General features: G+C 69.3%; 20 protein-coding genes. 8 read left to right on the forward strand and 12 right to left on the reverse strand.

Translation table 11 applies throughout. From position 1 onward, the window contains the following. Together VGL85_RS20210 and ettA are read right to left on the reverse strand one after the other, a co-directional pair. A partial coding sequence (locus VGL85_RS20210) for a calcium-binding protein (RefSeq protein ID WP_331590819.1) occupies nt 1–1,227 on the reverse strand: 1,227 nt, incomplete at its 3' end. Nucleotides 1,228–1,323: 96 nt separating this feature from the next. Then, the gene (gene ettA, locus VGL85_RS20215) at nt 1,324–2,988 is read right to left on the reverse strand and encodes an energy-dependent translational throttle protein EttA (RefSeq protein ID WP_331590820.1); all 1,665 of its coding nucleotides are present in this window, start codon (nt 2,986–2,988) and stop codon (nt 1,324–1,326) included. Nucleotides 2,989–3,162: 174 nt separating this feature from the next. On the opposite strand from ettA, the gene VGL85_RS20220 reads away from it, so the two are divergent. Next, the gene (locus VGL85_RS20220; protein WP_331590821.1) at nt 3,163–3,345 is read left to right on the forward strand and encodes a CsbD family protein; all 183 of its coding nucleotides are present in this window, start codon (nt 3,163–3,165) and stop codon (nt 3,343–3,345) included. Nucleotides 3,346–3,397: 52 nt separating this feature from the next. On the opposite strand, the gene VGL85_RS20225 is transcribed toward VGL85_RS20220, so the two are convergent. Beyond that, nucleotides 3,398–4,114: a response regulator transcription factor gene (locus VGL85_RS20225; RefSeq protein ID WP_331590822.1), complete on the reverse strand. Its 717-nt coding sequence runs from the start codon at nt 4,112–4,114 to the stop codon at nt 3,398–3,400. Between the two features lie 10 nt (nt 4,115–4,124). After that, the gene (locus VGL85_RS20230; protein WP_331590823.1) at nt 4,125–5,669 is read right to left on the reverse strand and encodes a DUF4118 domain-containing protein; all 1,545 of its coding nucleotides are present in this window, start codon (nt 5,667–5,669) and stop codon (nt 4,125–4,127) included. Nucleotides 5,670–5,829: 160 nt separating this feature from the next. Here VGL85_RS20230 and VGL85_RS20235 point away from each other — a divergent pair, with 160 nt between their 5' ends. The 3 genes from VGL85_RS20235 to VGL85_RS20245 all read left to right on the forward strand — a co-directional run bounded on the left by VGL85_RS20235 (nt 5,830) and on the right by VGL85_RS20245 (nt 10,919). Then, nucleotides 5,830–7,758 carry a potassium transporter Kup gene (locus VGL85_RS20235; protein ID WP_331590824.1) on the forward strand — a complete coding sequence of 643 codons (1,929 nt, stop codon included), beginning with the start codon at nt 5,830–5,832 and terminating at the stop codon, nt 7,756–7,758. Between the two features lie 106 nt (nt 7,759–7,864). Further along, nucleotides 7,865–9,493, forward strand: a complete 1,629-nt coding sequence (locus VGL85_RS20240; protein ID WP_331590825.1) for an amidase — start codon at nt 7,865–7,867, stop codon at nt 9,491–9,493. 217 nt (nt 9,494–9,710) lie between these two features. Beyond that, nucleotides 9,711–10,919, forward strand: a complete 1,209-nt coding sequence (locus tag VGL85_RS20245; RefSeq protein WP_331590826.1) for a glycosyltransferase — start codon at nt 9,711–9,713, stop codon at nt 10,917–10,919. A 53-nt stretch (nt 10,920–10,972) separates the two neighbouring features. Here VGL85_RS20245 and VGL85_RS20250 read toward each other — a convergent pair whose 3' ends face one another. The 7 genes from VGL85_RS20250 to VGL85_RS20280 all read right to left on the reverse strand — a co-directional run bounded on the left by VGL85_RS20250 (nt 10,973) and on the right by VGL85_RS20280 (nt 17,200). Next, nucleotides 10,973–11,893 carry a fatty acid desaturase gene (locus VGL85_RS20250; RefSeq protein WP_331590828.1) on the reverse strand — a complete coding sequence of 307 codons (921 nt, stop codon included), beginning with the start codon at nt 11,891–11,893 and terminating at the stop codon, nt 10,973–10,975. Beyond that, nucleotides 11,893–12,819: a fatty acid desaturase gene (locus VGL85_RS20255; RefSeq protein WP_331590829.1), complete on the reverse strand. Its 927-nt coding sequence runs from the start codon at nt 12,817–12,819 to the stop codon at nt 11,893–11,895. Before VGL85_RS20255 ends, VGL85_RS20250 begins: the two co-directional genes overlap by 1 nt. A gap of 165 nt (nt 12,820–12,984) precedes the next feature. Next, a complete protein-coding gene (locus tag VGL85_RS20260; protein ID WP_331590831.1) occupies nt 12,985–13,377 on the reverse strand; it encodes an EamA family transporter in 393 nt (130 codons plus the stop codon). A gap of 31 nt (nt 13,378–13,408) precedes the next feature. Beyond that, nucleotides 13,409–13,771, reverse strand: a complete 363-nt coding sequence (locus tag VGL85_RS20265) for an EamA family transporter (RefSeq protein WP_331590832.1) — start codon at nt 13,769–13,771, stop codon at nt 13,409–13,411. A 109-nt stretch (nt 13,772–13,880) separates the two neighbouring features. Further along, complete coding sequence (locus VGL85_RS20270) at nt 13,881–14,660, reverse strand: hypothetical protein (protein WP_331590833.1); 780 nt, start codon at nt 14,658–14,660, stop codon at nt 13,881–13,883. A gap of 127 nt (nt 14,661–14,787) precedes the next feature. Next, complete coding sequence (locus tag VGL85_RS20275) at nt 14,788–16,017, reverse strand: acyl-CoA dehydrogenase family protein (RefSeq protein ID WP_331590834.1); 1,230 nt, start codon at nt 16,015–16,017, stop codon at nt 14,788–14,790. 67 nt (nt 16,018–16,084) lie between these two features. Further along, on the reverse strand, nt 16,085–17,200 hold the full coding sequence (locus tag VGL85_RS20280) for an acyl-CoA dehydrogenase family protein (RefSeq protein WP_331590836.1): 1,116 nt from the start codon (nt 17,198–17,200) through the stop codon (nt 16,085–16,087). Nucleotides 17,201–17,355: 155 nt separating this feature from the next. Here VGL85_RS20280 and pepN point away from each other — a divergent pair, with 155 nt between their 5' ends. From pepN to VGL85_RS20300, 4 genes are all read left to right on the forward strand, one after another. Then, entirely contained in the window at nt 17,356–19,983 is a 2,628-nt protein-coding gene (gene pepN, locus VGL85_RS20285; protein WP_331590838.1) for an aminopeptidase N, read from the forward strand. A gap of 211 nt (nt 19,984–20,194) precedes the next feature. Further along, nucleotides 20,195–22,060 carry a PAS domain-containing sensor histidine kinase gene (locus VGL85_RS20290; protein WP_331590839.1) on the forward strand — a complete coding sequence of 622 codons (1,866 nt, stop codon included), beginning with the start codon at nt 20,195–20,197 and terminating at the stop codon, nt 22,058–22,060. 33 nt (nt 22,061–22,093) lie between these two features. Then, complete coding sequence (locus VGL85_RS20295; RefSeq protein ID WP_331590840.1) at nt 22,094–23,245, forward strand: serine hydrolase domain-containing protein; 1,152 nt, start codon at nt 22,094–22,096, stop codon at nt 23,243–23,245. Nucleotides 23,246–23,256: 11 nt separating this feature from the next. Beyond that, nucleotides 23,257–24,441, forward strand: coding sequence for a P1 family peptidase (locus VGL85_RS20300; RefSeq protein WP_331590841.1), 1,185 nt, complete (start codon nt 23,257–23,259; stop codon nt 24,439–24,441). On the opposite strand, the gene VGL85_RS20305 is transcribed toward VGL85_RS20300, so the two are convergent. After that, nucleotides 24,438–26,865, reverse strand: a 2,428-nt coding sequence (locus VGL85_RS20305) for a CusA/CzcA family heavy metal efflux RND transporter (RefSeq protein ID WP_331590842.1), incomplete at its 5' end; no start/stop codon positions are given. The genes VGL85_RS20300 and VGL85_RS20305 overlap by 4 nt on opposite strands.

Genomic DNA, 26,865 nt, shown 5'->3' on the forward strand with positions numbered 1-26,865 from the left:
GAAGTCCATGACCTTGTCGATCCCGGCGTCCTGGCTGCCGTGGAAGATGTCGGCCCCGGCCCCGCCGGTCTCGGTGTCGTTCCCGCGGTCGCCGGAGATGAAGTCATTGCCGTTTCCGCCGGAGATCACGTCGTCGCCCTGACCGCCGCGCACCTGGTCGTTGCCGTCGAAGCCGTCGAGCGTGTCGTTTCCCAGGTTGCCCCAGACCACGTCGTTGCCGAACGACCCTTCCTGATTGTCGTTGTCCTTGCCGCCGACGATGATGTCGTCGCCGGCGCCGCCGAAGATGCTGTCGTCGCCCTGATTGCCCTGCAGCGCGTCGTCGCCCTGGCCGCCCAGGAGGGTGTCGCGCCCCGGCCCGCCGGACACCAGGCCGTTCTGGATTCCGGTCTGGCCGGAAAACAGATCGTCGCCCTGGCCCATGTTCACGTCGCCGTTGACCACGCCGACATTCGCCATGGTGACCGTCCGGATGGCGGGCCCGGACCCCGCCGTCATCGGGCCAAGATCCACCGTGCCGTTGATCGTTCCCACATTGCTGATGTCGAGCTGTTCGACGTCGACCAGATCGGTGGAGGTGTTCTGGATCGCGATGTCGCCGGTGACCGTCCCGTGGTTGTCGAAAATCACCATGCCGCCGCCGAACTGGACCGCGACGCTCTGGGCGCCCGGATCGTGATCGGTGGCGATGACCTGACCGGAATTCGAGAACAGCAGGCCCCCGGTGCTGTCGATGGCATGGACCGTGTCGCCGACCGCCTCACCGGTCGCGCTGATGACGCCGCCTGCGTTGTTGATCACCGCACCGCCGGCCATCTTGTCGGCGATGACGGTCCCGTCGCCGGAGACCTGGAACACGCCCGAATTGGTGATGTCGGGAAAGGCGCTCGGATAGTTCAGGCCCACAGCCCCGGTCGCCCCGGTGACCGAGATCACCCCCTCATTGGTGACGCCCGGGGGATTGGGGCCCGCCAGGAAACTGGCCAGCTCGGTCGAGCTGATTGTGAAATGGCCCTGGTTGTCGACGACGCCGTGGGTCCAGTCGATGCTGCTCGAGGCGAGCAGCAGGCCGGTGACCGAAGCCTGGCCGGGCGCGAGGGTGAAGGTGATGTCGCCGAGGTTGGTGAAGTTCGGCCCGGTCGAGCCCTGGTCGACCTGGTAGCCGTCGCCGCCGGTGGCGACGTGGTTGATCACGGTTCCCGCCGCGACCGTCAGATCGCTGTTCAACTCAAACGCTGGCACTGACACTTCCCCCCGGATGCGGCGCACCCGGCCGCAACCCGGAGATGAAACCGGGCGCGGCCTACGGTCAAGCTCCCCCGCCTAGCGCGCGAACTTCTGGAACTTGATGCGGTGGGGGATCAGGCTGTCGACGCCCAGGCGGCGCTTCTTGTCTTCCTCGTAGGCCTCGAAGTTGCCCTCGAACCACTCGACCTGGCTGTCGCCCTCGAAGGCCAGGATGTGGGTGGCCAGCCGGTCCAGGAACCAGCGGTCGTGGCTGATCACCACGGCGCAGCCCGGGAAGTCCTCCAGCGCGCTTTCCAGGGCCTGCAGGGTCTCCACGTCGAGGTCGTTGGTCGGTTCGTCGAGCAGGATGACGTTGCCGCCGCTGGCCAGCGTCTTGGCCAGGTGCACGCGGTTGCGCTCGCCGCCCGAAAGCAGGCCCACTTTCTTCTGCTGGTCGCCGCCCTTGAAATTGAAGCTGCCCACATAGGCGCGGGACGGCACTTCGCGCCCGCCCACCTTCATGATGTCCAGGCCGCCCGAGATCTCCTCCCAGACGTTCTTGGCGGGATCCAGGCTGTCGCGGCTCTGGTCGACGTAGGCCAGCTTCACCGTCTCGCCGAGCTTCACCGAACCCTGGTCCGGGGTCTCCTGACCGGTGACGATCTTGAACAGGGTGGACTTGCCGGCGCCGTTGGGTCCGATGACGCCGACGATGCCGCCGGGCGGCAGCTTGAAGGTCAGGCCCTTGAAGAGGAGCTTGTCGCCGTACTCCTTCTCCAGCCCGTCGACCTCCATGACCATCTGGCCCAGGCGTGGGCCCGGCGGGATCTGGATCTGGGCGAAGGTCTGCTTCTGCCGTTCGGCCTCGTTCTGCAGTTCCTCGAAGGCGGCCAGGCGCGCCTTGGACTTCGAGCGGCGGGCGCTGGGCGAGGTGCGCACCCAGGCCAGTTCGCGGTCCATGACCCGCTTCTTGCCAGCTTCCTCGCGCTCTTCCTGGGCGGTGCGCTTGGCCTTCTGCTCCAGCCAGGCGGAATAGTTGCCCTCGTAGGGCAGGCCCTTGCCGCGATCGAGCTCCAGCGTCCACTTGGTGACCTGGTCCAGGAAGTAGCGGTCGTGGGTCACCAGGATCACGCAGCCCGGGAACTCCTCCAGGTGGTGCTGCAGCCACGCGACGCTCTCGGCGTCCAGGTGGTTGGTGGGCTCGTCCAGCAACAGCATGTCGGGTTTCGACAGCAGCAGGCGCGCCAGCGCCACCCGGCGGCGCTCGCCGCCCGACAGCTTGTCCACCGACCAGTCGTTGGGCGGGCAGCGGAGCGCATCCATCGCCATCTCGATGCGGCTGTCGATGTCCCACAGGTCGCCCGCGTCCAGCTTCTCCTGCAGCGCGGTCATCTGCTCCATCAGCTCGTCGGAGTAGTCCTCGCCCAGCTTGGCGGCGACGGCGTTGAACGCGTCGAAGACCCGCTTCTCCTCGCACCAGGCGATGACGTTGCCCCAGACGTCGAGCTGGTCGTCCAGCTGCGGCTCCTGCTCCAGGTAGCCGCGCTTGATCCCGTCGGCGGCGAAGGCCTCGCCGGCGAAGTCCTTGTCCAGGCCGGCCATGATCTTCAGCAGGCTCGACTTGCCGGAGCCGTTGACGCCGACCACGCCGATCTTGGCGTCGGGGTAGAAGCTCAGCCAAATGTTCTCGAACAGCTTCTTGGGCGCGCCCGGGTAGGCCTTGGTCAGGCCTTGCATCTGGAAAATGTATTGCTGCGCCATGGGGCGTCCGCACCGCTCGGTTGGAATGACTGGGAGTTGGCCCGCCAGATAGCGGCGCGGGCGCGCGGGCGCAATCGCCCCTCCCGCTCAATTGCGGAACCGAAGCCCATCCTCCGCGTAGTGAAGCCAACGGGGCCAGTCGGGCCCGCTCACCAGCTGATGAGGAGTGCTTTCATGCACAAGGACGAGATGAAGGGCGCCGCCAAGGACGCCAAGGGCGCGATGAAAGAAGCCGTCGGCAAGGCGACCGGCAACGAACGCCTGCAGGCCGAAGGCGCCGGCGACCGCGTGGCCGGCAAGGTCCAGAAGGGCGTCGGCTCCATGAAGGACGCCGCCCGCGAGGCCCTGAAGCACTAGGCCGCGCCTGAACGAACCGATCTGGGGCCGCGTCCGCCGGGCGCGGCCCTTGCTATTTGAGGTCTTCCAGACGGTAGCCGACGCCCGGGTCGCTGACCAGCAGCGCCTCGCCCAGCTTGGCGCGCAGCTGGCCCACATAGACCCGCAGGTACTGGATGTCGGCGCCCTCGCTGCCCCAGACGGCGGCCAGCAGGGCCCTGTGGCTGACCGTGCGGCCGAGGTTCAGCGCCAGTTCGACCAGCAGGTCGTATTCCTTGGGCGACAGCTTCAGCGCCTCGCCCGCCTTGGTCACCCGCCGCAACCCCAGGTCCACGACCAGGTCGCCGGTCGTGACCACCGGCGCGGAGCCGCGCGCCTGGACCCCGTGGCGCAGGCCGGCGCGCAGGCGGGCCAGCAGCTCCTCCACCCCGAACGGCTTCAGCACATAGTCGTCGGCGCCCAGGTCGAGGGCCTCGACCTTCATCGCCTCGGCGTTGCGCGCCGACAGCACCACGATCGGCGTCTGGCCGCGGGCGCGGATATCGGTGATGACGGAGAGCCCGTCCCGGTCCGGCAAGCCCAGGTCCAGCAGCACCAGGTCCGGCGCGTAGTGGGCGAACCAGCGCAGGCCTTCGGCGGCGGTGCGCGCGGCGACCGGCCGGAAGCCCGCGGCCTTCAGGGTGGCCGAAAGGGCGGCGTTCAGGCTGGCGTCGTCCTCGACGATCAGCACCGTGGCGGGGTCGGCCGCGTCGCCCGTCTCCGCCTTGCCGTCCTCGGGCCCGTCGTCCACCACCGGCGGCTCAGGCTGTCGCCAGCGGGGCCGAAAGGCGCACGCGCGCGCCCTTGCCGTCCGCCAGGTTCTCGGCCTCCACCCGGCCGCCCTGCGCCTCCAGGAAGCCGCGGGCGATGGAAAGGCCCAGGCCGGTGCCTGGCGGGCGGCCGTCGCCGCTGACCCCGCGCGAGAACTTCTCGAACATCGGCTCGATCGGCTGCGGGAAGCCCGGCCCCTCGTCCTGCACCTCGATCCAGCCGGCGCCGGCCGCCTCGCCGCTGCGGATCCAGATGGCCGAGCCGGGCGGCGCGTACTTGCCGGCGTTCTCCAGCACATTGGCCAGCGCCGTCTCGAACAGCGAGGCGTCGACCTGCAGGGCCGCCCCGTCGGCGCGCACCTCGTTGTGGACCTGCCGTCCCGCCAGCGCGACGGCGGCGCTGCGCAGGGCCTCGGCGGCGAGTTCGGCCGGCTCGACCGCGGCGGTGCGCACCACCACGGCCCCGGCGTCCAGCCGGTTCATGTCCAGCAAGTTCCCTACCATGGTCGACAGGCGCGCGGTCTCGGTCTCGGCCAGGGTCAGCAGCTCTGCGCGGGTGGCCGCGTCGTGCTTGGCGTCGAACTTCTTCAGGCTCTGCAGGGTGAACAGCACCGTCGATAGCGGGGTCTTCAGGTCGTGGCTGACCGCCGCCAGCAGGTCGGCCTTCAGCCGCTCGCTGGCCACCTCCACCCGGCTCTCCAGAACCTGGGCGGCGTAGGCCTCGCGATCCAGGGCGACGGCCAGGTAGCCGCCGACGATCTCCACCATCCGCTCGGGCTCGGCCGGCCGTCCGGCGGGGTTGTCGGAGATGGCGACGCCGATCGCCGCCTGCTGGCGCTGGGGCGTGATCACCGGCCAGAAGTCGTAGGCCGCGCCCTCCACCGGATAGGCGCCGCCACGGGTCGGCATGCGCGCCGCCAGCACCCAGGCGGCGGCCTCGCGGTCGGCGGCGGAAAGCTCGCCGCCGCCGCCGGCCTGGCCGGCCACGCGCAGGCCATGGGCGTCCTGCAGCATCACCACCGCCGGCGACCGGAAGAGGCGCGCCAAGGCCTCGGCGCTGGCCGAGGCCGCGCCCGCGCCGCCCGTCGCCCCCACCAGGCTGCGGGCCAGGGTCTGCAGCGCCGTGGCCTGGTCGGCGGCCTTCCAGGCTTCCATGGCGCGGCGGCGCGACTGGGCGGCCACGGCGCTGACGATGGCGGCGGTGGCCAGCAGCAGGATGAGCGCCCAGATGTTGGCCGCGCCCACGACGTTCAGGGTGTAGAGCGGCGGCAGGAAGAAGAAGTTGTAGGCCAGCGCGCCGGCCACGGCCGAGGCCAGGGCCGGGCCCCAGCCGAAGCTGACCGCGGCCACCACGACGGGCAGGACGAAGATCAGCGACAGGTTCGGCGCCTTGGTCGCCTGGTCGAAGATCATGGCGGCCAGGGTCGCGGCGGCCACCATCAGGATCGATACGGCGTAGGCGGCGGGCGGCGGCATCCGCTGGGCGGGATCGGCGCCGGCGGCGCCGGCGGCGGGAGTCTCGAGGAGGAGGCTCATGGCGCTCGACTCCATGCGGTTTGCGTCTCTTGCGGCGCGAAAGAAGGACTCCGCGCCCGCCGAACGCAACCCCCAAGCGCGACCAAACCCCCACAACCTCATGGGATTTTTATGTGCGTCGGCGCGAAAAGCCCGGCCCGACAGCCTGCAGGACCGCGCCTTGGACGCCCCCATTCCCGTCGTCGACGTGCAGCCCGCTCCGGCGGCGGCGCAGGCCAAGACCGGCTCGCGCGCCTTCCTCGGCCTGGCCCTGGGCTCGGCCGGCGTCGTCTACGGCGACATCGGCACAAGCCCGCTCTACGCCTTCAAGGAATCCATCTCCCACGTCGCGCGCCACGGCGGCCAGCTCGCCCAGGGCCAGGTGGTGGGCGTGGTCTCGCTGATGCTGTGGACCCTGATGGTCATCGTCACGCTGAAGTACATGACCATCCTCATGCGCTTCGATAACCGCGGTGAAGGCGGAACCCTGTCGCTGATGGCGCTGGTCCAGAAGGCGGGCGGCCGCGCGGCGGGCCTGATCCTGATCATCGGCATGATCGGCGCCGGCATGTTCTTCGGCGACGCCATCCTGACGCCCGCGGTCTCGGTGCTCTCGGCGGTCGAGGGGCTGGAGGTGATCCACGGCCTCTCCGGGCGGATCGACCACGTCGTGCCGCTGATCGCGCTGGTCCTGCTGGTCGGGCTGTTCGTGGTCCAGAAGCGCGGCTCCGGCGGCGTGGGCCGCTGGTTCGGGCCGATCTGCGTGGTCTGGTTCGTGACCATCGCGGTGCTGGGGGCCGCGGCCCTGGTCCGCGAGCCCCAGATCCTGCTGGCGCTCAATCCCCTGCCCGGCGTGACCCTGCTGGCCGAGCATCCGAAGATCGCGCCCGCGATCCTGGGCTCGGTGTTCCTGACCGTCACCGGGGCCGAGGCGCTCTACGCCGACATGGGCCACTTCGGCAGGAAGCCCATCCAGTGGACCTGGCTCGCGCTGGTGTTTCCCTGCCTGATCCTCAACTACCTGGGCCAGGGCGCCCTGGTGCTGGGCGACGCCGGGGCGGTGGACAACCCCTTCTTCCGTCTCGCCCCGGACTGGTTCCAGCTGCCGCTGGTGGGGCTGGCCACCGCCGCCACGGTGATCGCCAGCCAGGCGGTGATCTCCGGCGCCTTCTCCATGACCCAGCAGGCGGTGCAGCTGGGCCTGCTGCCCAGGCTGACCCTGCGCCCGACGTCGGAAGCCCATGTGGGCCAGATCTACGCGCCGCAGATCAACTGGATCCTGATGATCGGCGTGGCCGCCCTGGTGATCGGCTTCCGCTCCTCCGACGCGCTCGCCAACGCCTATGGCGTCTCGGTGGTCGGCGCGATGATCACCTCCTCCATCCTGGCGGTGGCGGCGATCCGGCGGCTGAAGCATCGCCCGATCTGGCAGGCCGTGCTGGCCTTCTCGCCGTTCCTGCTGGTGGAGACCGCCTTCCTGGCCGCCAACCTCGCCAAGATCGTGCACGGCGGCTATGTGCCCCTGCTGATCGCGGCGGCCACCATCCTGCTCATGTGGACCTGGATGCGCGGCGTCGGCCGGGTCATGGCCGCCGAGCAGAGCGACCTGAAGATGGCCGACGTGCTGCCCATGCTGACGAGCCGCCCGCCGCTGCGCGCCCGCGGCGCCGCCGTCTTCCTGACCGCCGACCCGGACCAGGCGCCGGCCGCCCTGATGCACAACCTCAAGCACAACCAGGTGCTGCACGAGCAGGTGATCCTGCTCACCGTGAAGGTCGCCAGCCGCCCGCGCGTGCCCGACGCCGAGCGGGTGGAGGTCCATGACCTGGCGCCCGGCTTCAAGGCCATGACCCTGTCGTTCGGCTTCATGGAGACGCCCAACGTGGCCAAGGGCATGACGCTCGCGCGCGCCCAGGGGCTGAAGTTCGACATCATGCGCACCTCCTTCTTCCTCAGCCGGCGCACCCTGCTGCCGCGCCGCAGCGCGGGCCTCGGCCACCTGATGGACCTGCTGTTCGTCTTCCTGACGCGCAACGCGGTGCGCACGCCCGACTTCTTCCAGATCCCGCCCTCGCGGGTGGTGGAGCTGGGCGCCCAGGTCGCATTCTGATCGCGCCTCTTCCGCACAAAGTGACGGGCGGCGGCCCGGGAGACGGCGGCTAGCCTTTTCCTCCCCGGTCGGGTGTCATGGTCCCGAGAAGATTCGGGGGACTGACATGTCCAGGTCACTGACCTTCATCGCCGCCGCGGCCGCGGTGCTTCTCGCGGCCGGGGCCGCCTTCGCCCAGAAGCCCACCACGCCCGTTACGCCCGCCATCGACCCCTTCGCCTCGACGCCGCAGCAGCAGGCCGACATGGCCGCCGGGCGCTACACCTCCGAAGCCCTGGTCCAGGCCTATCTCGACCGGATCGCGGCCATGGACCGCAAGGGGCCCAAGCTGAACGCGGTGATCGCGCTCAATCCCCATGCCCTGGCCGACGCGCGGGCGCGCGACGCCGAGCGCAAGGCCGGCCGGGTGCGCGGGCCGTTGCAAGGCATCCCGGTGATCCTGAAGGACAATATCGAATCCGCCGACGGCACGGCGACCACCGCGGGCTCGCTCGCGCTGAAGGACAACATCACCGGCCGCGACGCGCCGCTGGTGAAGCGGCTGACCGACGCCGGCGCGGTGATCATCGGCAAGGCCAACCTGTCGGAATGGGCCAACTTCCGCTCCACTCACTCGATCAGCGGCTGGACCGCGATCGCCGGCCTGGCGCGCAACCCCTACCTGCTGGACCGCACCGCCTGCGGCTCGTCCGCCGGCTCCGGCGTGGCGGTGTCCGCGGGGCTGGCCACCCTGGCGGTCGGCACCGAGACCGACGGCTCGGTGACCTGCCCTTCGGCGATCAACGGGGTTGTCGGGCTGAAGCCGACGCTCGGCCTCATCTCACGCACCTATGTGGTGCCGATCTCGCCGCAGCAGGACACGCCGGGGCCGATGGCCCGCTACGTCACCGATGTCGCCGAGATGCTGACCGCCATGGCCGGGTCCGATCCCGCCGACCCGGGGACCAAGGACGCCGACGCCCACAAGAGCGACTACGCCGCCGGCCTGAAGCCGGACGCGCTCCGGGGCGTGCGTGTGGGCGTGCTGCGGATGACCGTCGGCCGCTCGCCGCAGACCGACGCCGTGTTCGAGGACGCGCTGGCGGCGATGAAGAAGGCCGGGGCCGTGCTGGTCGAGGTGAAGGCCACGCCCGCCGACGCCGACCTCTCCGCCATCTCGGGCGACGAGGGTTCGGCCCTGCGGGTCGAGTTCAAAGCGGCGCTGAACGCCTATCTCTCGGGCCTGCCGGCGGCGGTGAAGGTCCGCTCGATGGACGACCTGATCGCCTTCGACAACAAGGAGCCGCGCGAGACCCCGCTATTCGGCCAGGAGATCTTCGAGGCCTCGGCCAAGGCGCCCGGACTTGACGACGCCGGCTATCAGCAGCGGCGCGCCAACGCCCAGAAGCTGGCCCGCCAGGCGCTGGACAAGATGATGGCCGACAACATGGTCGAGGTGCTGGTGGGGCCGTCCACCGGGCCGGCGACCGTGGTCGATCCGATCGACGGCAGCCGCAGCCTTGGCTCCTATTCCACCCTGCCGGCGGTGAGCGGCTATCCGCACCTTACGGTGCCGATGGGCAAGGTCTCCGGTCTGCCGGTGAACATGTCCTTCATCGGCCAGCCGTGGAGCGAGGCGCGCCTGCTGGCCTTCGGCTACGCCTTCGAACAGGCGACGCACGCCCGCTTCAATCCGCAGTTCCTAGCCAATGTGGGCGCGCTGCCGGAATTCGCGAAAGCGTATGATCCTCGCTAGCCCCTTGCCGAGTCGTGCTTCCGCCCCAATCTGAGGTGAAGGTTCGACCCCGAGCTCCAGCGTTTGCAGCAGAAGGCGCAGGCCCCTGGCCAAACTTTGGAAAAATCCGCCGAGCCGGGCTAAATTGGCAAAGCGTCGACGGGATCGGACGGCGAAGCTGTCCGTTGCCTTCTCGAAGGAGGCCACGGCAAGCGCCGGGGGTAAAAGGGCTCAACGCGTGTTTGATGTGACGGCGGGAAGACCTGTCCTGCAGCGCCCCGACGCAAATGGCGCGCCGGCTTTCCGCGCGCCGGGCGAGAGCTTCCATCTCATCGACACCACCATGATGTACGCCCCGCGCTCCGGCGGGGTGAAACGCTACCTCACCGCCAAGCGCAGCTGGCTGGAGACCCGGCGGCCGGATATCCGCCAGACCCTGGTGGTGCCGGGCCGCTACACCCGCGCCGACGGGCCCGGGATCTATACGGTCAGCGCCACCAAGCTGCCTTTCGCCGACGGCTACCGCATGCCGGCCAGCCCCAACAAATGGTCGGCGGTGCTGCAATACCTGAACCCCGACATCATCGAGGCCGGCGACGTCTTCGTGCCCGGCCACGCGGCCATGGACGCCGGCGAGGCCTTGGGCGTGCCGGTGGTGGGCGTCTGCCACACCGATGCGCCGACCCTGGCCGCCCTGCACCTGGGCGACTGGGCCGAGCAGCCGACCTTCAACTTCTGGGCCCAGGCCTACCAGCGGTTCGACCATGTGGTGGCGCCCAGCCGCCATACCGCCACGCGCCTGGCCGACGCCGGGGTGCAGCGGGTCAGCGTCCATCCCCTTGGCGTGGACCTGGAGCTGTTCCACCCCAGCCGCGGCGACCGCGCCGCCCTCCTGAAGCGCCTCGATTTCCCGACGGACTCGCGCCTGCTGGTGTTCGCCGGCCGCCCGGCGCGGGAGAAGAACGTCGAATCCATGGTCGCCGCCGTGGAGCGGCTCGGCGACCCCTACCGCCTGGTGCTGATCGGCGCGGGCAAGGACATCAAGGCCTCGAGCCGCGTGGCCTGCGTGGACTTCGAGCGCGCGCCCGAACGGCTGGCCGAGGTGATCGCTAGCTGCGACGCCTTCCTGCACGCCAACGAGAACGAGATCTTCGGCCTGGTGGTGCTGGAAGCCTGGGCCGCCGGCCTGCCGGTGGTGGGGCCGAACAAGGGCGGCGTCGGTGAGCTGCTGGACAATTCGGTGGGCCAGCTCTCCGAGGGCGTCGACCCGGCCGCGCTGGCCGAGGCGGTTGAGGCGCTGTTCGCCCGCGACGTGGACGCGCTCAAGCTCGCCGCCCGCCACCGCGCCGAGACCCGCCACAGCTGGGACCACACCTTCGAAGGCCTGACGCGGCTCTATGCCACCCTGCTCAGCGGCGCGCGGGCGCCGATGCGGTTGAGCGCCTAGCCTCCGCTCATTCCCGCGAAGGCGGGAATCCAGTCCTTCTGAACCGCCGAAACCTAGCGCGCCTTCGCGGTCGGCACCCGCGGCGCGGTCCAGTCCGCGAAGCCCAGGAAGTGCGCCACCTTCAGGGTGCGCACGCCAACCCGCGCCTGATGGTCCCGCGTCTCCTCGCGCAGCGCGCTCATCTGCGTCCAGTGGACCTTGGGCCGATGGTGGTGCTCGGCGTGGTAGCCGTTATTCAGGAACACCCAGTTGTAGACCGGCTCGTAGGTCGAGACGCCGGTGGCCGCGGGCTCGTCGGGATCGGCGCCGGCGTGCTCGTACCAGGCGATCAGGAACGAGAGGCAGTGGCCCAGGTAGTAGAAGGGCGCCATCAGGGCGATGAACTTCCAGTTCAGCGCCAGCAGCACCGCATAGACCGCCAGGATCGTCCAGAATTCGAACAAGGCCTGGCGCGCCTCCTTCGGCCGCTTGGCGCGGATTTTCGCCGCCACGGTGAACGGGCCGTCGTCGCGGAAGAACTGGCGGAAGACGTAGGACCAGGTGGGCTCGACCTTGCCGTCCGCGCCGTACTGGTAGAGCGAGATCGGGTCGATCGTCGTCCCGTCCGCGCCGATCCGGTCGGAGTTGCCGGCGTGGTGGCGCATATGGACGTACTTGTACATCGTCTGCGGCGTGCCGAGGCTGAGCGTCAGCGCCAGGCTGGTCAGCCGGTTCAGCGGCTCCCAGGCGAAGAACGGATTGTGGATGAAGTTGTGGCTGACCGAGTCCAGGCTCCAACCGATGGCCGCGCCATAGGCCACGGCGCCGGCGATCCGCTCCGGCCAGTCGAGGTGGCTCCAGGCCAGGAACAGGGCCAACAGCAGGCCTAGGTGGATGTAGACCAGGGCTGCGGGAATCGCGTCCCAGCCGGAATAGCGGAACAGGCCGAGCTTCGCCTTGGGCTTTTCCCGCCCTGACTTCTGGGGGGCAGCCATCAGGCGACGGCCTTCTGAGGCTTCGGCCGGCGCGCGGTCTCGATCGGCCAGGTCTTGGGATCCAGGAAGCCCAGGAAGTGGGCACGGCGGATCACGGTCACGCCCTCAGCCCGCTGCTCCGCGGCGATCTGGCGGTGGAAGGCGACCATCTTCGTCCAGTGCACCTTGGGCCGGTAGTGATGCTCCGCGTGGTAGCCGTTGTATAGGAAGACCCAGTTGTAGAGGCGCCCATAGGTCGAGACGCCCCAGGCGATCGGCTTGTCCGGATTGCCGCCCAGGTGCTCGTAATAGCCCGACAGGTTCGACAGGCATTGGCCGAGGTAGCTTCCGACCAGCATCAACGGCGTGAAGGCCCAGCGGCCGGTGAACAGGCCGGCGGCCAGGGCCGCGCCATAGACCGCGATCACCGCCCAGAACTCGAACCGCGCAGCCTTCGCCTCGGCCGGCCGCTTCTCCCCGATCCGCCGCGCCAGTTCGGCGGGGCTCTCGCCGCGGAAGAACTCCAGGAAGACATAGCTGAGCAGCGGTTCGGGCTTCCCGTCATGGCCGTGCTGGTAGATCGACAAGGGGTCGATGGTGGCCCCGTCCGGCCCCGGCAGGTCGGCGTTGCCGGCGTGATGCTTCAGGTGGACGTAGCGATACATGGTCTGCGGCGACATCAACGCGAGCGTGATGACCAGGCTCATCAGCCGGTTCAGCCGCTCGGAGCGGAAGAAGGCGTTATGGATGAAGTTGTGGGCGATGGAGTTGAGGTTCCAGCCCACGCTGAAGGCATAGAGGCCGAGCCAAAGGATCCGGGCCGGCCACGAGAGCTGCGGCCAAGCGGCATATAGCGCCGCCACTAGGGCGAGCTGGATCACTGCCAGGGCCGCCGGCAGGGCGTCCCAGGGCGTAACCTTGAAGAAGCTGTCGGACTTGGTCGTCAAAAGACTGTTCCCGGACTCCGCCGCTCTATAGCCCAATGACGCCGGCCGAGCACGATGCGGCCAGGCGCCACGCCTGACCGTTGAATCGTGCTCGCGAGTTCAAATCAGACCCTTCTTCAGCCTTCAGGTTTGCAACCTGAAGCCATCAGGGTCTGACGCCCTGCGTCATCCCTTCCCGCTATTCGCTTTCCCGTCATTTGGGGTGTCCGACGCCAGCAGCGCCACGCCCACCGCGATGACGACCACACCCGCGATCCGCAAGGCGTTCAGATGCTCGTGGAACAGGGTCACGGCCGCCACCAGGGTCGAGACATAGATCACCGCGGTCATCGGGAAGGCGCGGCCGAGGTCGATGTCCTTCAGGATGGTGAGCCAGATCAGGAAGCCCAGGAAATAGAGGAGGAAGCCCAGCAGGACGACCGGCGTCTGCAGCGCGCCCATCGCCATGCGCGCCAGGCCGTGGCTGTCGTCCAGGGCCGCGCCGGCATATTTGAAGGTGACCTGGGTCGCGGTCTCCACGGCGATGAACAGCAGCCAGCCGCCGATCGCTTTCGCCAACGACTTCTCAGGACCGGAGCGCAGCGGAACGTCAGCCAAGGCTCGCTCCCACCAGCCCCGCGCCGAGGGTCACCAGCCCGGCCGCCAGCCAGCGCCGCGCCCTGGGCCGCTCGCCCAGGAACAGCCGCCCGGCCAGCACCGCGCCCACATAGGAAAGCGCCGCCATCGGCCCGACGATGGACAGCGGCGCGTGGCCCAGGACGTACATCCAGCTCACCGCCTCGACGCAGTAGCCGAGGAAGCCCGCGATCACGAAGGGGCTGGTCGCCACCGCCCGCCAGAAGGCCGCGCCATGCGCCGCGCCGATCCGGTCCAGGCCCAGCTTGAACGCCGTCTGCCCGAACACGTCGAGCACGACCGTCAGGCCGAAGAGGAACCAGCTCAGCGCGCTCAAGTGACCCCTCCGGCGGCGTCCGGTTCAGCGCCCAGATTCAACGCCTCGTCGGCATATCCTTGAACGGAACGGGCTTGTCCACGCGGATATCGCCCGGCAAGCCCACTCGTCAGCCGGCGACCGGGGCCTGGATGAACAGGGTATAGACGCGTTCCTCCGCCTGGAAGGTCTCACCCGTAGCAGCCGTGAGGGTGACCGGTCGATGCACGATGATCTCGTCGCTGACCGTGACCCCGTGGCGCACACTGGCGTAGCCTTCCCAACTGGCATCGCCGGGAACGAGCTTCACCATCAGCGTCTTGCCCTTGCTGACGATCTTGATCTGACTGCGGGCGGCGTCGTCGGACGATGGCCCCGACCCGTGGCCGCGCCGCTCCAGCGTGACCAGGCCATCGGCCGGATCGAGCAGCACCACGCGAACGGTTTCTTCGCCGGCCGGACCGATTTCCCAGGCGTTTGGGATCGTCGCGCGCCAAGTGGAGGTCTTCGTCAGGTCGGGCGGGATCGCACCCCACAGCAGCGGATTGAACAACGGGGCGCTGGTCTGGTCGTTCGGCGCGCACTTGCCGTCGACGCAGTTGGTGGCCCCATGATCGCGGACCACGACTTGGTCGACGCCCGCCGGCCGGCCATCGTAGCGATAGCTTTCCTGCTCGGTGATGGCCTGCGGCGTCACCGAAGCGATGGTTTCTATCGAGCTGCCGCTGATCCGCCCCGTATAGGCGTCGAAGTCCGCGCCGCTGATCGAGATCGTCTTGGAAAAGACGAACGCGAAGCGATCCCCGGCCCTTACGGCAGGTCTGAGGAAGCCGTCAGAGGTCGCCGCTCGCGCCGCGCATTGCGGGCCCAGGGACAGAAACGCCGCGGCGGCGAACACCCATATCCGCATGATCCCGACGACTCCTATGCGACGTTTCGGGAATAACCGTCGCCGAAGCCCGAAACAGGCTCGCGGGATTCGCGATGAACGGCCGTATCGGATCGACGATCGCCTTAGCGGGACCCGGACGCGCCTACTATCGACCCGTCGGCATATCCTTGAACGGCACGTCCTTGTCCACGCGGATGTCGCCGGGCAGGCCCAGCACGCGCTCGGCGATGATATTCTTCAGGATCTCATCGGTGCCGCCGGCGATGCGCAGGCCCGGCGCGAACATCACCGAGCCGTGGAAGGCTGCGTGCAGCGGCGCCAGCGCCGGGTCGTTGATGATCCCGTACTGGTCGAGCATCTCCACGGCGGTGTTGCCCAGGTCCTGCATCTGCAGCGCCGTGACCACCTTGCCGATCGAGCTTTCCGGCCCTGGCGTCTGGCCGCGCGACAGGGCGGTCATGGTGCGGTTGCGGGTGTGCTTCAGCCCCTCGGTCGCCACGTACCAGTCGGCCAGCTTTTCGCGCAGCGCCCGGTCCTTGATCGCCGGCGCCCCGTCGAGACCTGGCACGCTGCGCGCCGCCTCCAGGAACTCCGCCCAGCCCGTGCCCGAGGGCCCGCCCACCGCCAGCCGCTCGTTCATCAGGGTGACCAGGCTGACCCGCCAGCCGTCGTCAACCGCCCCCACCCGCTGGCTGTCCTTCACCCGCACATCGGTGAAGAACACCTCGTTGAAGCCCGAGCCGCCGCTCATCTGGTGGATCGGCTTCACCGCGATGCCCGGGTCGTGCATGTCGACCCAGAACATGGTCAGGCCCTTGTGCTTCGGCGCGTCCGGATTGGTCCGCGTGACGACGATGCCGAAGTCGGAGAACTGCGCTCCCGTCGTCCACACCTTCTGGCCGGAGATGATCCAGTCGCCGGAGCCGTCGGGGGCGCGCACCGCCTTGGTCCTGGCCGCCGCCACGTCGGAGCCGCCGGAGGGCTCGGAGAACAGCTGGCACCAGATCTCCTCGCCGCGCAGGGCCGGGCCAACGAAACGGTCCTTGGTCGCCTGATCGCAGAAGGTCGCCACCGTCGGCACGCACATGCCCAGGCCGATCTGGAACGGGTTGCCCGGCACCGGGAAGTTCGCCTCCTCCTGGTTGAAGATCACCTGCTGGATGGGCGTGCCGCCGGCCCCGCCCCATTCCTTGGGCCAGGTGATCTGGGCGTAGGCCGCGGCGGCCTTCTTGGCCTGCCAGGCCTTGGAGGCGGCCATGCTGTCCCCGCCCTCAAGATCGGCGCCGGCCTCGTATTTCTTCGGCGCATTGGCCTCCAGCCAGGCGCGCGCCTCGGCGCGGAAGGCGGCTTCTTCGGGGGTGTCGTTGAAGTCCATACCGTAAATCTCCGTCATCCCGGCCAACGGAGCGCCGCAGGCGCGCAGGCCGAGCTGGGACCCATGTTCAAGCTGCGTTGCGACGTTCCAAGTGGCTCACCAGCCGCTCCTTCCAGACCCTGGGCGCGCCGGCCACCAGGGCCAGCTGGCGCGAGCGGCGGTAGAACAGGTGGCAGTCCATCTCCCAGGTGAAGCCGATGCCGCCGTGGGTCTGGATGTTTTCCTTGGCGGCGAACCAGAAGGCCTCCGATGCGGCGATGCGCGCGGCGCTGGCCGCCAGCGGCAGCTCGGCGGCGTTCGTATTGAGCGCCCAGGCCCCGTAGTAGGCGTTGGAGCGGGCCAGCTCGTTCTTCACATAGATGTCGGCCAGCTTGTGCTTGATCGCCTGGTAGGAGGCGATGACCCGTCCGAACGCGTAGCGCTCCAGGGCGTAGGCCTTGGCGAGCTCCAGGCAGCGGTCGGCGCCGCCGCACTGCTCGAAGCTGAGCAGGATGGCCGCGCGGTCCAGCACCTGCTCCAGGATCTCCATCCCCTGCCCGGCTTCGCCGAGCCGGATCGCCGGGGCGTCCTTGAAGGTGAGCTTGGCGGCGTCGCGGGTGGGATCGAGCGTGCCCAGGGTCTCGCGGGTGACGCCCTCGCCGTCGAGATAGACGCTGAACAGCGCAGGCTTGCCGTTCTCCTTGGCCAGCACCAGGGCCACGTTGGCGATGTCGCCGTCGGTGACCGGGACCTTCTCGCCGCTGATCCTGCCGTCCTTGACCGTGGTCTTGATCGCGCCCGCGGTGACCGGGCCGGGGCCTTCGGAGGTCGCCAGGCAGCCGATGATCTCGCCGGCGGCCACCTTGGGCAGCAGCCAGGCCTTCTGCTCCTCGGTCCCGGCCAGAGCCACCGCCTCGGCCACGAAATAGACCGTGGACGCGAACGGGATCGGCACCACCGCGCGGCCCAGCTCCTCAGCGATGACGCACAGCTCCAGATAGCCCAGGCCCAGGCCCCCGTACTGCTCGGGGATCGCCGCGCCCAGCCAGCCCTGTTCGGCCACCGCTTTCCACAGGGCTTCGTCGTAGGCCTTGCCGTCGTCATCGAGCACGCCGCGCACGCGGGCGGTCGAGCAGTTGGCCTCGAGGAACTTGCGCGCCTCGGACTTCAGGAACTTCTGGTCGTCAGAGAAGTCGAAATTCATGGCCGCTTCCCGCCCGGTTGACCCGGCGCTTCAGGTTTCCTCGCGCGTCAACATACGCGCACGGATCGGGCAGGAAAGCGTGACCTCGCGTCAGGCGCCGGCATTGTGTCGTTGCCGCCTTGGCGCCGCCGCACCGGCGGGCCTACATGCGAGCCATGCGCACCGAAACGCCCCAGGCGATCAAGCTCGCCGACTATCGCCCACCCGCCTTCCTGATCGACGAGGTCGAACTCCGCTTCGACCTGAAACCCAACGCCACGCGGGTGAAGGCGGAGCTGCAAGTCCGCCGCAACGGCGACCATAAGGAGCCGCTCAAATTCAATGGTGAGCGGTTGAAACCGATCAGCGTCGCGATCGACGGCCGCGCCCTGGCCGACGGCGAACGCACCATCGACGCCGAATTCCTCACCATCCCGAACGCGCCCGACGCCTTCACGCTTTCCACCGAGGTCGAGATCGACCCGGACGCCAACAAGGCGCTGGACGGGCTCTACATGTCCGGCGGCCGCTTCTGCACCCAGTGCGAGGCCGAGGGCTTCCGCAAGATCACCTGGTGGCCCGACCGGCCGGACGTCCTCTCCCGCTTCACCGTCCGGATCGAGGCGGACAAGGCGTTCCACCGCCTGCTCGCCAACGGCAACCTGATGGACTCCGGCGCGCTTGGAAACGGCCGCCACTACGCGGTCTGGAACGACCCATTCCCCAAGCCCTGCTACCTCTTCGCCCTGGTGGCCGGCGAGCTGGACGTGCTGGCGGACAAGCTCGTCACCATGAGCGGTCGCACCGTCGACCTGCGCATCTACGTCGACCCGGGCATGGCCCCGCGCGCCGCCTATGCCATGGACGCGCTCAAGCGGGCGATGAAGTGGGACGAGGACACCTTTGGCCTCGAATACGACCTCGACCTCTTCATGATCGTCGCCGTGCGCGACTTCAACTTCGGGGCCATGGAGAACAAGGGGCTGAACATCTTCAACTCCTCGCTCCTGCTGGCCGACCCGGCGACCGCCACCGACATGGACTTCGAGCGCATCGAGAGCGTGGTGGCGCACGAATATTTCCACAACTGGACCGGCGACCGGGTGACCTGCCGCGACTGGTTCCAGCTTTGCCTCAAGGAAGGCCTGACGGTCTTCCGCGACCAGAGCTTCTCGGCCGACATGCGCGGCCACGCCGTGCAGCGGATCAAGGACGTGAAGGCGCTGCGCGCGCGGCAGTTCAGCGAGGACCAGGGGCCGCTCAGCCACCCCGTGCGGCCGTCCAGTTATCTGAAGATCGACAACTTCTACACCGCGACCATCTACGAGAAGGGCGCCGAGGTGATCCGGATGCTGAAGACCCTGATCGGGGCCGAGGCGTTCCGGAAGGGGATGGACCTCTACTTCGAACGCTGGGACGGCCACGCCACCACCGTCGAGGAATTCATCCGCTGCTTCGCCGACGTCTCGGGCCAGGATTTGAAGCCGTTCTTCGCCTGGTACGAGCAGGCGGGCACGCCGGCGGTGGAGATGACCCAGCGCTATGACGCCGGCCGCAAGGAACTGACCCTGGAGTTCGCCCAGGCGACCGGGCCGACGCCCGGCCAGGCCAGCAAGCAGGCCCTGCCGATCCCGGTGATCGTCGGCCTGCTGGACGCCGAGGGCCGCACCCAGGCCTTCGTCCGCGACGGCGAGGCCATGGACGAGACCGTGGTGGTGCTGGACGGGGCGAAGACCAGGGTCACCCTCTCCGGCATCGACGAGGCGCCGGTGGTCTCGGCGCTCAGGCGTTTTTCGGCGCCGGTGAAACTCAGCTCCGACGCCGAGGCCCGCGACCGCTACCTGCTGCTGGCCGGCGATCCGGACCTGTTCAACCGCTGGGAGGCCGGCCAGGAGCTGGCGCGCGAGCTGATCCTGGGCCGCGCCGCCGGCATGGCCGACGAGGTGGGCGAGGAGCGCTACGCCCAGGCGGTCGGCCGCGCGCTGGCCGACCAGGCGGCCGATCCGGCGTTCAAGGCCCTGCTGCTCGTGCTGCCCAGCGAGCCGGACCTGGCGCTGGCCATGAGCCCCGCCGACCCGGCGGCGATCCACGCGGCCCGCGACGCCTTGCGCATGCGCCTTTCCGTCCACCTCACCGATGAGCTCAAGCGGCTGCATAACGGCCTGCAGGAGATGGGCGAGTTCTCGCCGGACGCCGCCGGGGCCGGCCGGCGCGCGCTGCGAAACGCCGCCCTCGACCTGCTGGCCGCCAACCCGCGCGCGGAGATCGGCGAGCTCGCCTACGGGCACTACCAGGCCGCGGCCAACATGACCGACGCCATGGGCGGGCTCGGGGCGCTGGCCTGCATCGGCGGCGAGCGGTTCGAGACGGCGCTCGCCGACTTCTACGAGCGCTGGCAGGGCGAGCCTCTGGTGGTGGACAAGTGGTTCGCCGTCCAGGCCCGCGACCCCGACGAAGGCGCGCTGGGCCGGGTGACGGGCCTCACCGCCCACCCCGCCTTCGAGGGCAAGAACCCCAACCGCCTGCGCGCCCTTGTGCAGACCTTTGCGGCCTTCAACCCGGTGCGGTTCCACGACCCCAGCGGGGCCGGCTACCGGTTCCTCGCCGACCAGATCCTCGCCACCGACGGGTTCAACCCGATGACGGCGGCGCGGCTGGTCGAGCCCTTGGGCGGCTGGCGGCGCTACAAGCCTGAGCTGGGCCGGCTGATGAAGGCCGAACTGGAGCGGATCCTCGCCCAGCCGGGGCTGTCCAAGAACGTCTTCGAACTGGTCACCCGATCGCTGGATCCTGGCGGCGACTGATCGAGGATCTGGCGGCTGAATAGGGGTCGTTCTTCGTGAACGACCGGAATCGCTGTTCGACCGCGAAACCTGGAGCCGCCGAAGCCGGCAGTTAACCTTCGGACGGGACAATTCGCCGCTCAACAGCGGTGACGCTGTTTACGCTTAAGGCTTAGTCTCTCCACCAAGGCGCGGGGTGATTTGCCTGGCCATGGTCGAGGAGCAGCGAGCCTTGTCGGCACGCGAGAGCGACAGCGTGGACGCTGCGCGGCCGCAGGAGCGGCCCGCCGACCTCGCGCTCGTGCGCCCGCCGACCCAGCGGTTCTCGCGCATCGCCGTGGTGGGCTCGGTGCTGCTGCTGGCCGCCTACACCGCGATCGCCGTCCGCCGCCTGGCCCACGGGCCGCTGGGCCTGTTCGAGGCTGTCGCGGCCCTGGCCGTGCCGATGGCCGTCGCCATCGGCCTGGGCGTGCTGCTGTTCTTCGAATCCCGCCGGGTCGAGCGGGCCTACGCCGCCTACACCGACAGCGAACGCCGCTTCCGCCTGGCCGTGGAGGCCGCCCGCTGCGGCATCTGGGAGTGGGACCTCTCCGAGGACAAGATCTTCATGTCCGACGTCACCGCCGCCCTGTTCGGCTGGAAGGGCGGCGTCGTGGACGGCCAGCAGGTGCTGGAGCGGGTCTCCGAGGGCCACCGCGACGGCCTGCGCGAAGCGCTGGCGACCGCGGCCGTCTACGGCGGCTTCGACGTCTCGTTCCGGGTGCCGAGCCTGATGGGCGGCCGGCCGGTGTGGATCGACGCCCGCGGCCAGGGCTTCGGCAAGAGCCCCGAGGGCGGCTACGCGCGGATCATCGGGGTGGCGCTCGACGTGACCGAGGAGCGGCTGGCCCAGGCCCGCGCCCAGGCCGCCGAGACCCGCCTGCGCGACGCCATCGAGAGCGTGTCGGAGGCCTTCGTGCTTTGGGACCGCCAGGGCCGGCTTCTGATGTGCAACAAGAACTACCGCAGCTTCTTCCGCCTGGAGCCGCAGGTGCTGAAGCCCGGCGTGGCGCGCGAGGACCTCGAGCGGCAGGCCAAGCTCGCCGTGCGCCAGGAGTTCCCGGCGCTGGGAGGCCGCAAGGGCGTGCGCGAGGCCGAGCTGGTCGACGGCCGCTGGGTGCAGATCTCGGAACGCACCACCGCCGAGGGCGGCCTGGTGGTCACCGCCGCCGACATCACCGCGCTCAAGGCCCAGGAGGAGGCGCGCCGGGTCAACGAGGAGGAGCTGCGCCGCGCGGTCGTCAACCTGGAGCGCAGCCAGGAACAGCTGTCGGAACTGGCCCGCAAGTACGAGAACGAGAAGGTGCGCGCCGAGGGCGCCAACCAGGCCAAGAGCGAGTTCCTGGCCAATATGAGCCACGAGCTGCGCACGCCGCTGAACGCCATCAACGGCTTCTCCGAGATCATGGTGGCGGAGATGTACGGGCCGGTGGGCGACGGCCGCTACAAGGACTATGCCCGCGACATCCTCAACTCCGGCCAGCACCTGCTGGCGCTGATCAACGACATCCTCGACATGTCGAAGATCGAGGCGGGCAAGATGAACCTGCGCTTCGAGCCGGTGTCGATCGAGGAGGTCGCCGAGGACGCCATCCGCCTGGTGCGCAACCGCGCCGAGGCCGCGGGCCTGGAGCTGCGGCTCGACTTCAGCGACCTGCCGGAGGTCGAGGCCGACTACCGGGCGGTCAAGCAGGTGCTGCTGAACCTGCTCTCCAACGCCATCAAGTTCACCCCGCGCGGGGGGACCATCACCATCGGCGCCGAACGCCGCGAGGACCCGCTGGGCGAGCGGGTGCGGGTGATCGTGCAGGACACCGGCATCGGCATCCCGCCGGAAGACCTGGCGCGCCTGGCCAAGCCCTTCGAGCAGATCGAGGGCCAGCACACCAAGACCCAGCAGGGCACGGGGCTTGGCCTGGCGCTCACCAAGTCGCTGGTGGAGATGCACGGCGGCCTCCTGGACCTGCGCAGCGCGCCCGGCCAGGGCACCAGCGCCATGTTCTCGCTCCCCGTCCGCCAGGCCAGTGTGGCCCTGGCCGCCGCCGTGGCCTCGCGCTAGGATTCCAGGCCTCGATCGGGGCCGGAGACCATCATGTTCGCGAGGTTCGAGGCGGCGCTTGCGCAGGCGATCGACCGCGGCCGCATCGCCGGCGGCGTGGCGCTCGCGCTCGACCGGGATGGCGTGACCTACAGTCACGCGGCGGGCGCACGCACGGTGGGCGAGGCCGCGCCGATGGACCTGGCCACGGTGTTCTGGATCGCGTCGATGACCAAGGCCGTCGCCTCGGTCGCCGCCCTGCAGCTCGTGGAGCGCGGGGCGGTTTCGCTGGATGGCGACCTCTCGGCCCTGGTTCCTGAGCTGGGGCGGTTGCAGGTGCTGGAGACCGCCGCCGAGGGAACGCGCAGCCTGCGTCCGGCCAAGCGCGCGCCGACGCTGCGCGAACTGCTGACCCACACCTCCGGCTTCGCCTATGGGTTCTCCAGCGCGGACTTCGCCGCCCATCTGGAAACCACCGGCGGCAACCCCAACGACGGCGCGCGCGCCAGCCTGCTCCAGCCGCTGCTGTTCGATCCCGGCGAGGGCTGGGTCTACGGCATTGGCATCGACTGGGCCGGCGTGGTGATCGAGGCGGCGAGCGGCCAGGGCCTGGGCGCCTATCTGGCCGAGCATGTCTTCGGCCCCCTCGGCATGACCGACACCGGATTCTCGACGACCGAGGCCCAGGCGAGGCGGCGCGCCGGGGTGCATGTGCGCGGGCCGGACGGGCTGATGGCCATCCCCTTCAACATGCCCAAGGACCCGGAAATCCCATCGGCCGGCGGCGGGCTCTATGCCACGGTCCCGGACTACGGCCGCTTCCTGCGCATGCTGCTGAACGGCGGCGCGCTGGACGGCGCGCGCATCCTGTCGGCCGACACGGTGCGTGAGCTCTCGCGGCCCCAGACCGGCGACCGCCGCACCGGCTGGTGGAAGACCGCTCAGCCCAATTTCAGCAACGACTTCGACCTGCACCCGGGCCTGGACGCCGGCCATGGCCTGGCGACCATGGTCGCGCCCGCCGACCTGCCGCGGCGCCGCCGCGCCGGCGCCCTGGCCTGGGGCGGCCTCGCCAACACCTACTACTGGGCCGATCCGACGGCCGGGAAGGCCGGGGTGCTGATGACCCAGCTCCTGCCGTTCGGCGATCCGGAGGTGCTGGGCCTGCTCGACGTCCTCGAGCGCGACGTCTACGGCGTGGCCTAGGAGGCTTGCGGATGCGACGGCGCGATCTGTTGAAGGCCCTGCCGGTCGGCCTGGCCGGGTCGGCGGCGGCGGGAGAGGCGACGATGAGCACCAACCCCAACGGGAGGGCCCGCGCGCGCCAGATCGGCCTGGTCCCCGGCGTGCTGAAACCCGGTCCGCTCAACGCCATCACGGATGTGGCGGGCGTCACCGTGGGCCAGGTGACCCTGGTCCAGGGCGACCATGTGCGCACCGGCGTCACCGTCATCCTTCCGCACGGCGGCAACCTGTTCCAGGAAAAGGTTCCGGCGGGCCTGACCGTCGCCAACGGTTTCGGCAAGCTGATGGGCTCGACCCAGGTCGGCGAGCTGGGCGAGATCGAGACGCCGATCGCGCTCACCAACACCCTGTCCGTCGGCCGCGCCGCCGAGGCCCTGATCGACTGGACCCTTGAGCAGCCGGGCAACGAACAGGTCCGCTCGGTCAACGCCGTGGTCGGCGAGACCAACGACGGCGGCCTGAACGACATCCGCCACCGGGGCGTCACCGTCGCCCATGTGCGGGACGCCATCGCCGCCGCCAAGGGCGGGCCGGTGGCGGAGGGCTGCGTCGGCGCCGGGACCGGCGCCATCGCCTTCGGCTGGAAGGGCGGGATCGGAACCAGCTCGCGCAAACTGCCGACCCGGTTGGGCGGCTGGACGGTGGGCGCGCTGGTGCAGACCAACTTCGGCGGCGTGCTCTCCATGGCCGGCGCGCCGGTGGGCCGCGAGCTCGGGCGTTACGACCTGAAGGACTTCGTCGACGACAAGAGCGCCGACGGCTCCTGCATGATGGTGGTGGCCACCGACGCCCCCTTGAGCGACCGCAACCTGACCCGCCTGGCCAAGCGCGCCATCGCCGGCCTGGCCCGCACCGGCTCGACCTTCTCCAACGGCTCCGGCGACTACGCCATCGCCTTTTCCACCGCCGAGCCGGTGCGCCGCACGCCCGAGCGGCGCGCGAAGCTCGGAACCGTCAGCGAAATCTCCAACGACGCGGTCTCACCGGTGTTCGCCGCCGCCGCCGAGGCGGTCGAAGAGGCGATCTACAACTCACTGCTGATGGCCGCCACCACGCACGCCGTCGACGCCGTCACCGGCAAGGCGGTGACCGTCGAGGCGCTCGACATCGCCGCGGTACGGAAGATCCTCGAGACGCACAAGCTGGCGCGCGGCTAGACCTCCAGCCGGTCGTCCGGCCGCGCGGCGATGGCGTAGAGCGCCGGCATCAGGAAGACGCTGATCAGCAGGCGTGTGAAGAGGCCGGCGACGATCACCAGGGCGAACGGCCGCTGGGAATCCGTGCCGACGCCGGTCGCCAGGGCGGCCGGGAGCAGGCCCACCGCCGCCACCAGGGCGGTCATCATGATCGGCCGCAGGCGCAGGATGGCGCCCTCACGCACCGCCTCGGCGACGGGAATGCCGTCGCGGCGCAGCTCGTTGACGTAGGAGATGTAGACCACCGCCGTCTGCACGGAGACGCCGAACAACGCCAGGAACCCGATGCCGGAGGACACCGAGAACGGCGTGCCGGTGAGCCAGAGCGCCAATATGCCGCCCACCGGGGCCGATAGGATGACGCCGGCGATGGTGATGAACGGGAACTTGAAGTTCGAATAGGCCGTGAACAGCAAAAGGAAGATCAGGAACAGGGTCAGCGGCAGGATCAGCTTCAGCTGGTCGCGCGAGGCGGTGTACTCGGTGTAGTCGCCGCCCCAGTCGGCGCGGTAGCCCTGCGGCAGCTTCACCTTCTTGCCCACCTGGCCGATGGCGTCCTCGACCGCTGCCGCCAGGCTGCGGCCCTCCACCGAGAACTGCACGCCGATGTAGCGGGAATTGTTCTCGCGGTAGATGAAGGCCGCCCCGTTGGTCACCGCGATGTCGGCGAATTCCTTCAGCGGAATCTGCTGGCCGCCGGGCGTCGAGACCGGGATCTCGCCGATCTTCTCGGGGTTGTCGCGGTACTGTTCCTCCAGGCGCACCACCAGGTCGAACTGCTTTTCCTTCTGCACAACCTGGGTGGCGACGTCGCCGCCGATGGCGGTCTGCACCAGGGCGTTGATATCGGCGACGTTGACGCCGTAGCGGGCGATCTTGGCGCGGTCGATCTTGATGGTCAGGCTGGGCTGGCCGAGCTCCTGCACCAGGGTCACGTCTTTGATGCCGGGCACCCGTTCGAGCACCTGCTTGATCTCCTTGCCCTTGGTCTCCAGCGTCTTCAGGTCGGGCCCGAAGATCTTCACCGCCAGCGCGCTCTTCAGGCCGGTCTCGGCCTCGTCCACGGCGTCCTGCGCCGGCTGCGTGTAGTTGAAGGTGATGCCCGGGAAGGCCTCCAGCTTCTTGTTGATGGCGGCGATCAGCTGCGGCTTGGTCCGGTAGGGCCCGGTCCACTGGTTGTAGGGCTTGAGCCCCACGAAGAACTCGACGTTGAAGAAGCCGGTCGGGTCGGTGCCGTCGTCCGGCCGGCCGAGCTCGGAGGAGACCGTCGTCACCTGCGGAAAACTCTTCAGGATCGCGCGGACCTTGGGCGCGACCTTGGCGCTCTCGTCGAAGGAGATGGTGTAGGGCATGGTGGCCCGGACCCACAGCGCGCCCTCGTCGAGCTGCGGCATGAACTCCGCGCCGACCAGCGGGGTGATCGCCAGAGTGACCGCGAGGATCGCGGCCGACACCCACACCGTGCCCCAGCGATGCTCAAGGCAGAAATCGAGGCCGGTGGCATAGCGGTCCTTCAGCCATTCCATGGGCCGGTTGGTCCGCTCGCGCACATTGTTGCGCATCAACCAGGCGCAGAGCACCGGCAGCAGCAGCAGGGTCACCAGCAGGGCCCCGATCAGGCCGAAGATCATGGTGTCGGCCATGGGCCGGAACAGGGCGCCGGACGGACCGGACAGGACGTAGATCGGCAGGAAGCTGACCACGATCACCGCCACCGCATAGACCAGCGGCCGGTCCACCTCGGCCGCGGCGTCACGGATGATTTCATGGATCGTCGCCGGCGTGCCTTTGCGCAGCGCGATCTGGCGGAAGATGTTCTCGACCATGAAGATCGCGCCATCGACGAGGATGCCGAAGTCGATCGCCCCGATGGAGAGCAGGTTGGCCGACGCCTTCTGGATGTTGAGGCAGGTGAAGGCGAAGAACAGCGACAGTGGGATCGTCACCGCCACGATCAGCCCCGCGCGGACGTCGTAGAGGAAGAAGATCAGCATCACGACCACCAGGATCATGCCGCGCAGCAGGTTGGTCTCGACGACGCCGGTGGTGAGCTTGATCAGGTCGGTGCGGTCGTAGAACGGCACGACCTTCACGTCCTTGGGCAGCACGCGTTCGTTGAGCTCGCGGGTCTTGGCCTCGACGCCCTTCAGCACGTCCTGGGTCTTCTCGCCGGTGCGCAGCAGGATCACGCCCTCGACCGCGTCGTCCTGGTTCTCGAAGCCGAATTCACCGAGCCGCGGCGCGATGCCGATCGTCACCCGGCCGACGTCCTTGACCAGCACGGGAACGCCGTCGTGCACGGCCAGCACGACGTTGCCGATGTCCTCCAGGCTCTCCAGCCGCCCCACGCCGCGGACGTAGTAGAACTGCCCGCCCTGCGAATAG

Source organism: Phenylobacterium sp., from assembly GCF_036501465.1.
Classification (GTDB): Bacteria; Pseudomonadota; Alphaproteobacteria; order Caulobacterales; family Caulobacteraceae; genus Phenylobacterium.

Coding starts and splice junctions, on each gene's coding strand:
- ettA (WP_331590820.1), bottom strand. CDS start 2,988: ATGGCGCAGCAATACATTTTCCAGATGCAAGGCCTGACCAAGGCCTAC.
- VGL85_RS20220 (WP_331590821.1), top strand. CDS start 3,163: ATGCACAAGGACGAGATGAAGGGCGCCGCCAAGGACGCCAAGGGCGCG.
- VGL85_RS20230 (WP_331590823.1), bottom strand. CDS start 5,669: ATGAGCCTCCTCCTCGAGACTCCCGCCGCCGGCGCCGCCGGCGCCGAT.
- VGL85_RS20240 (WP_331590825.1), top strand. CDS start 7,865: ATGTCCAGGTCACTGACCTTCATCGCCGCCGCGGCCGCGGTGCTTCTC.
- VGL85_RS20250 (WP_331590828.1), bottom strand. CDS start 11,893: ATGGCTGCCCCCCAGAAGTCAGGGCGGGAAAAGCCCAAGGCGAAGCTC.
- VGL85_RS20270 (WP_331590833.1), bottom strand. CDS start 14,660: ATGCGGATATGGGTGTTCGCCGCCGCGGCGTTTCTGTCCCTGGGCCCG.
- VGL85_RS20275 (WP_331590834.1), bottom strand. CDS start 16,017: ATGGACTTCAACGACACCCCCGAAGAAGCCGCCTTCCGCGCCGAGGCG.
- VGL85_RS20280 (WP_331590836.1), bottom strand. CDS start 17,200: ATGAATTTCGACTTCTCTGACGACCAGAAGTTCCTGAAGTCCGAGGCG.
- pepN (WP_331590838.1), top strand. CDS start 17,356: ATGCGCACCGAAACGCCCCAGGCGATCAAGCTCGCCGACTATCGCCCA.
- VGL85_RS20295 (WP_331590840.1), top strand. CDS start 22,094: ATGTTCGCGAGGTTCGAGGCGGCGCTTGCGCAGGCGATCGACCGCGGC.
- VGL85_RS20300 (WP_331590841.1), top strand. CDS start 23,257: ATGCGACGGCGCGATCTGTTGAAGGCCCTGCCGGTCGGCCTGGCCGGG.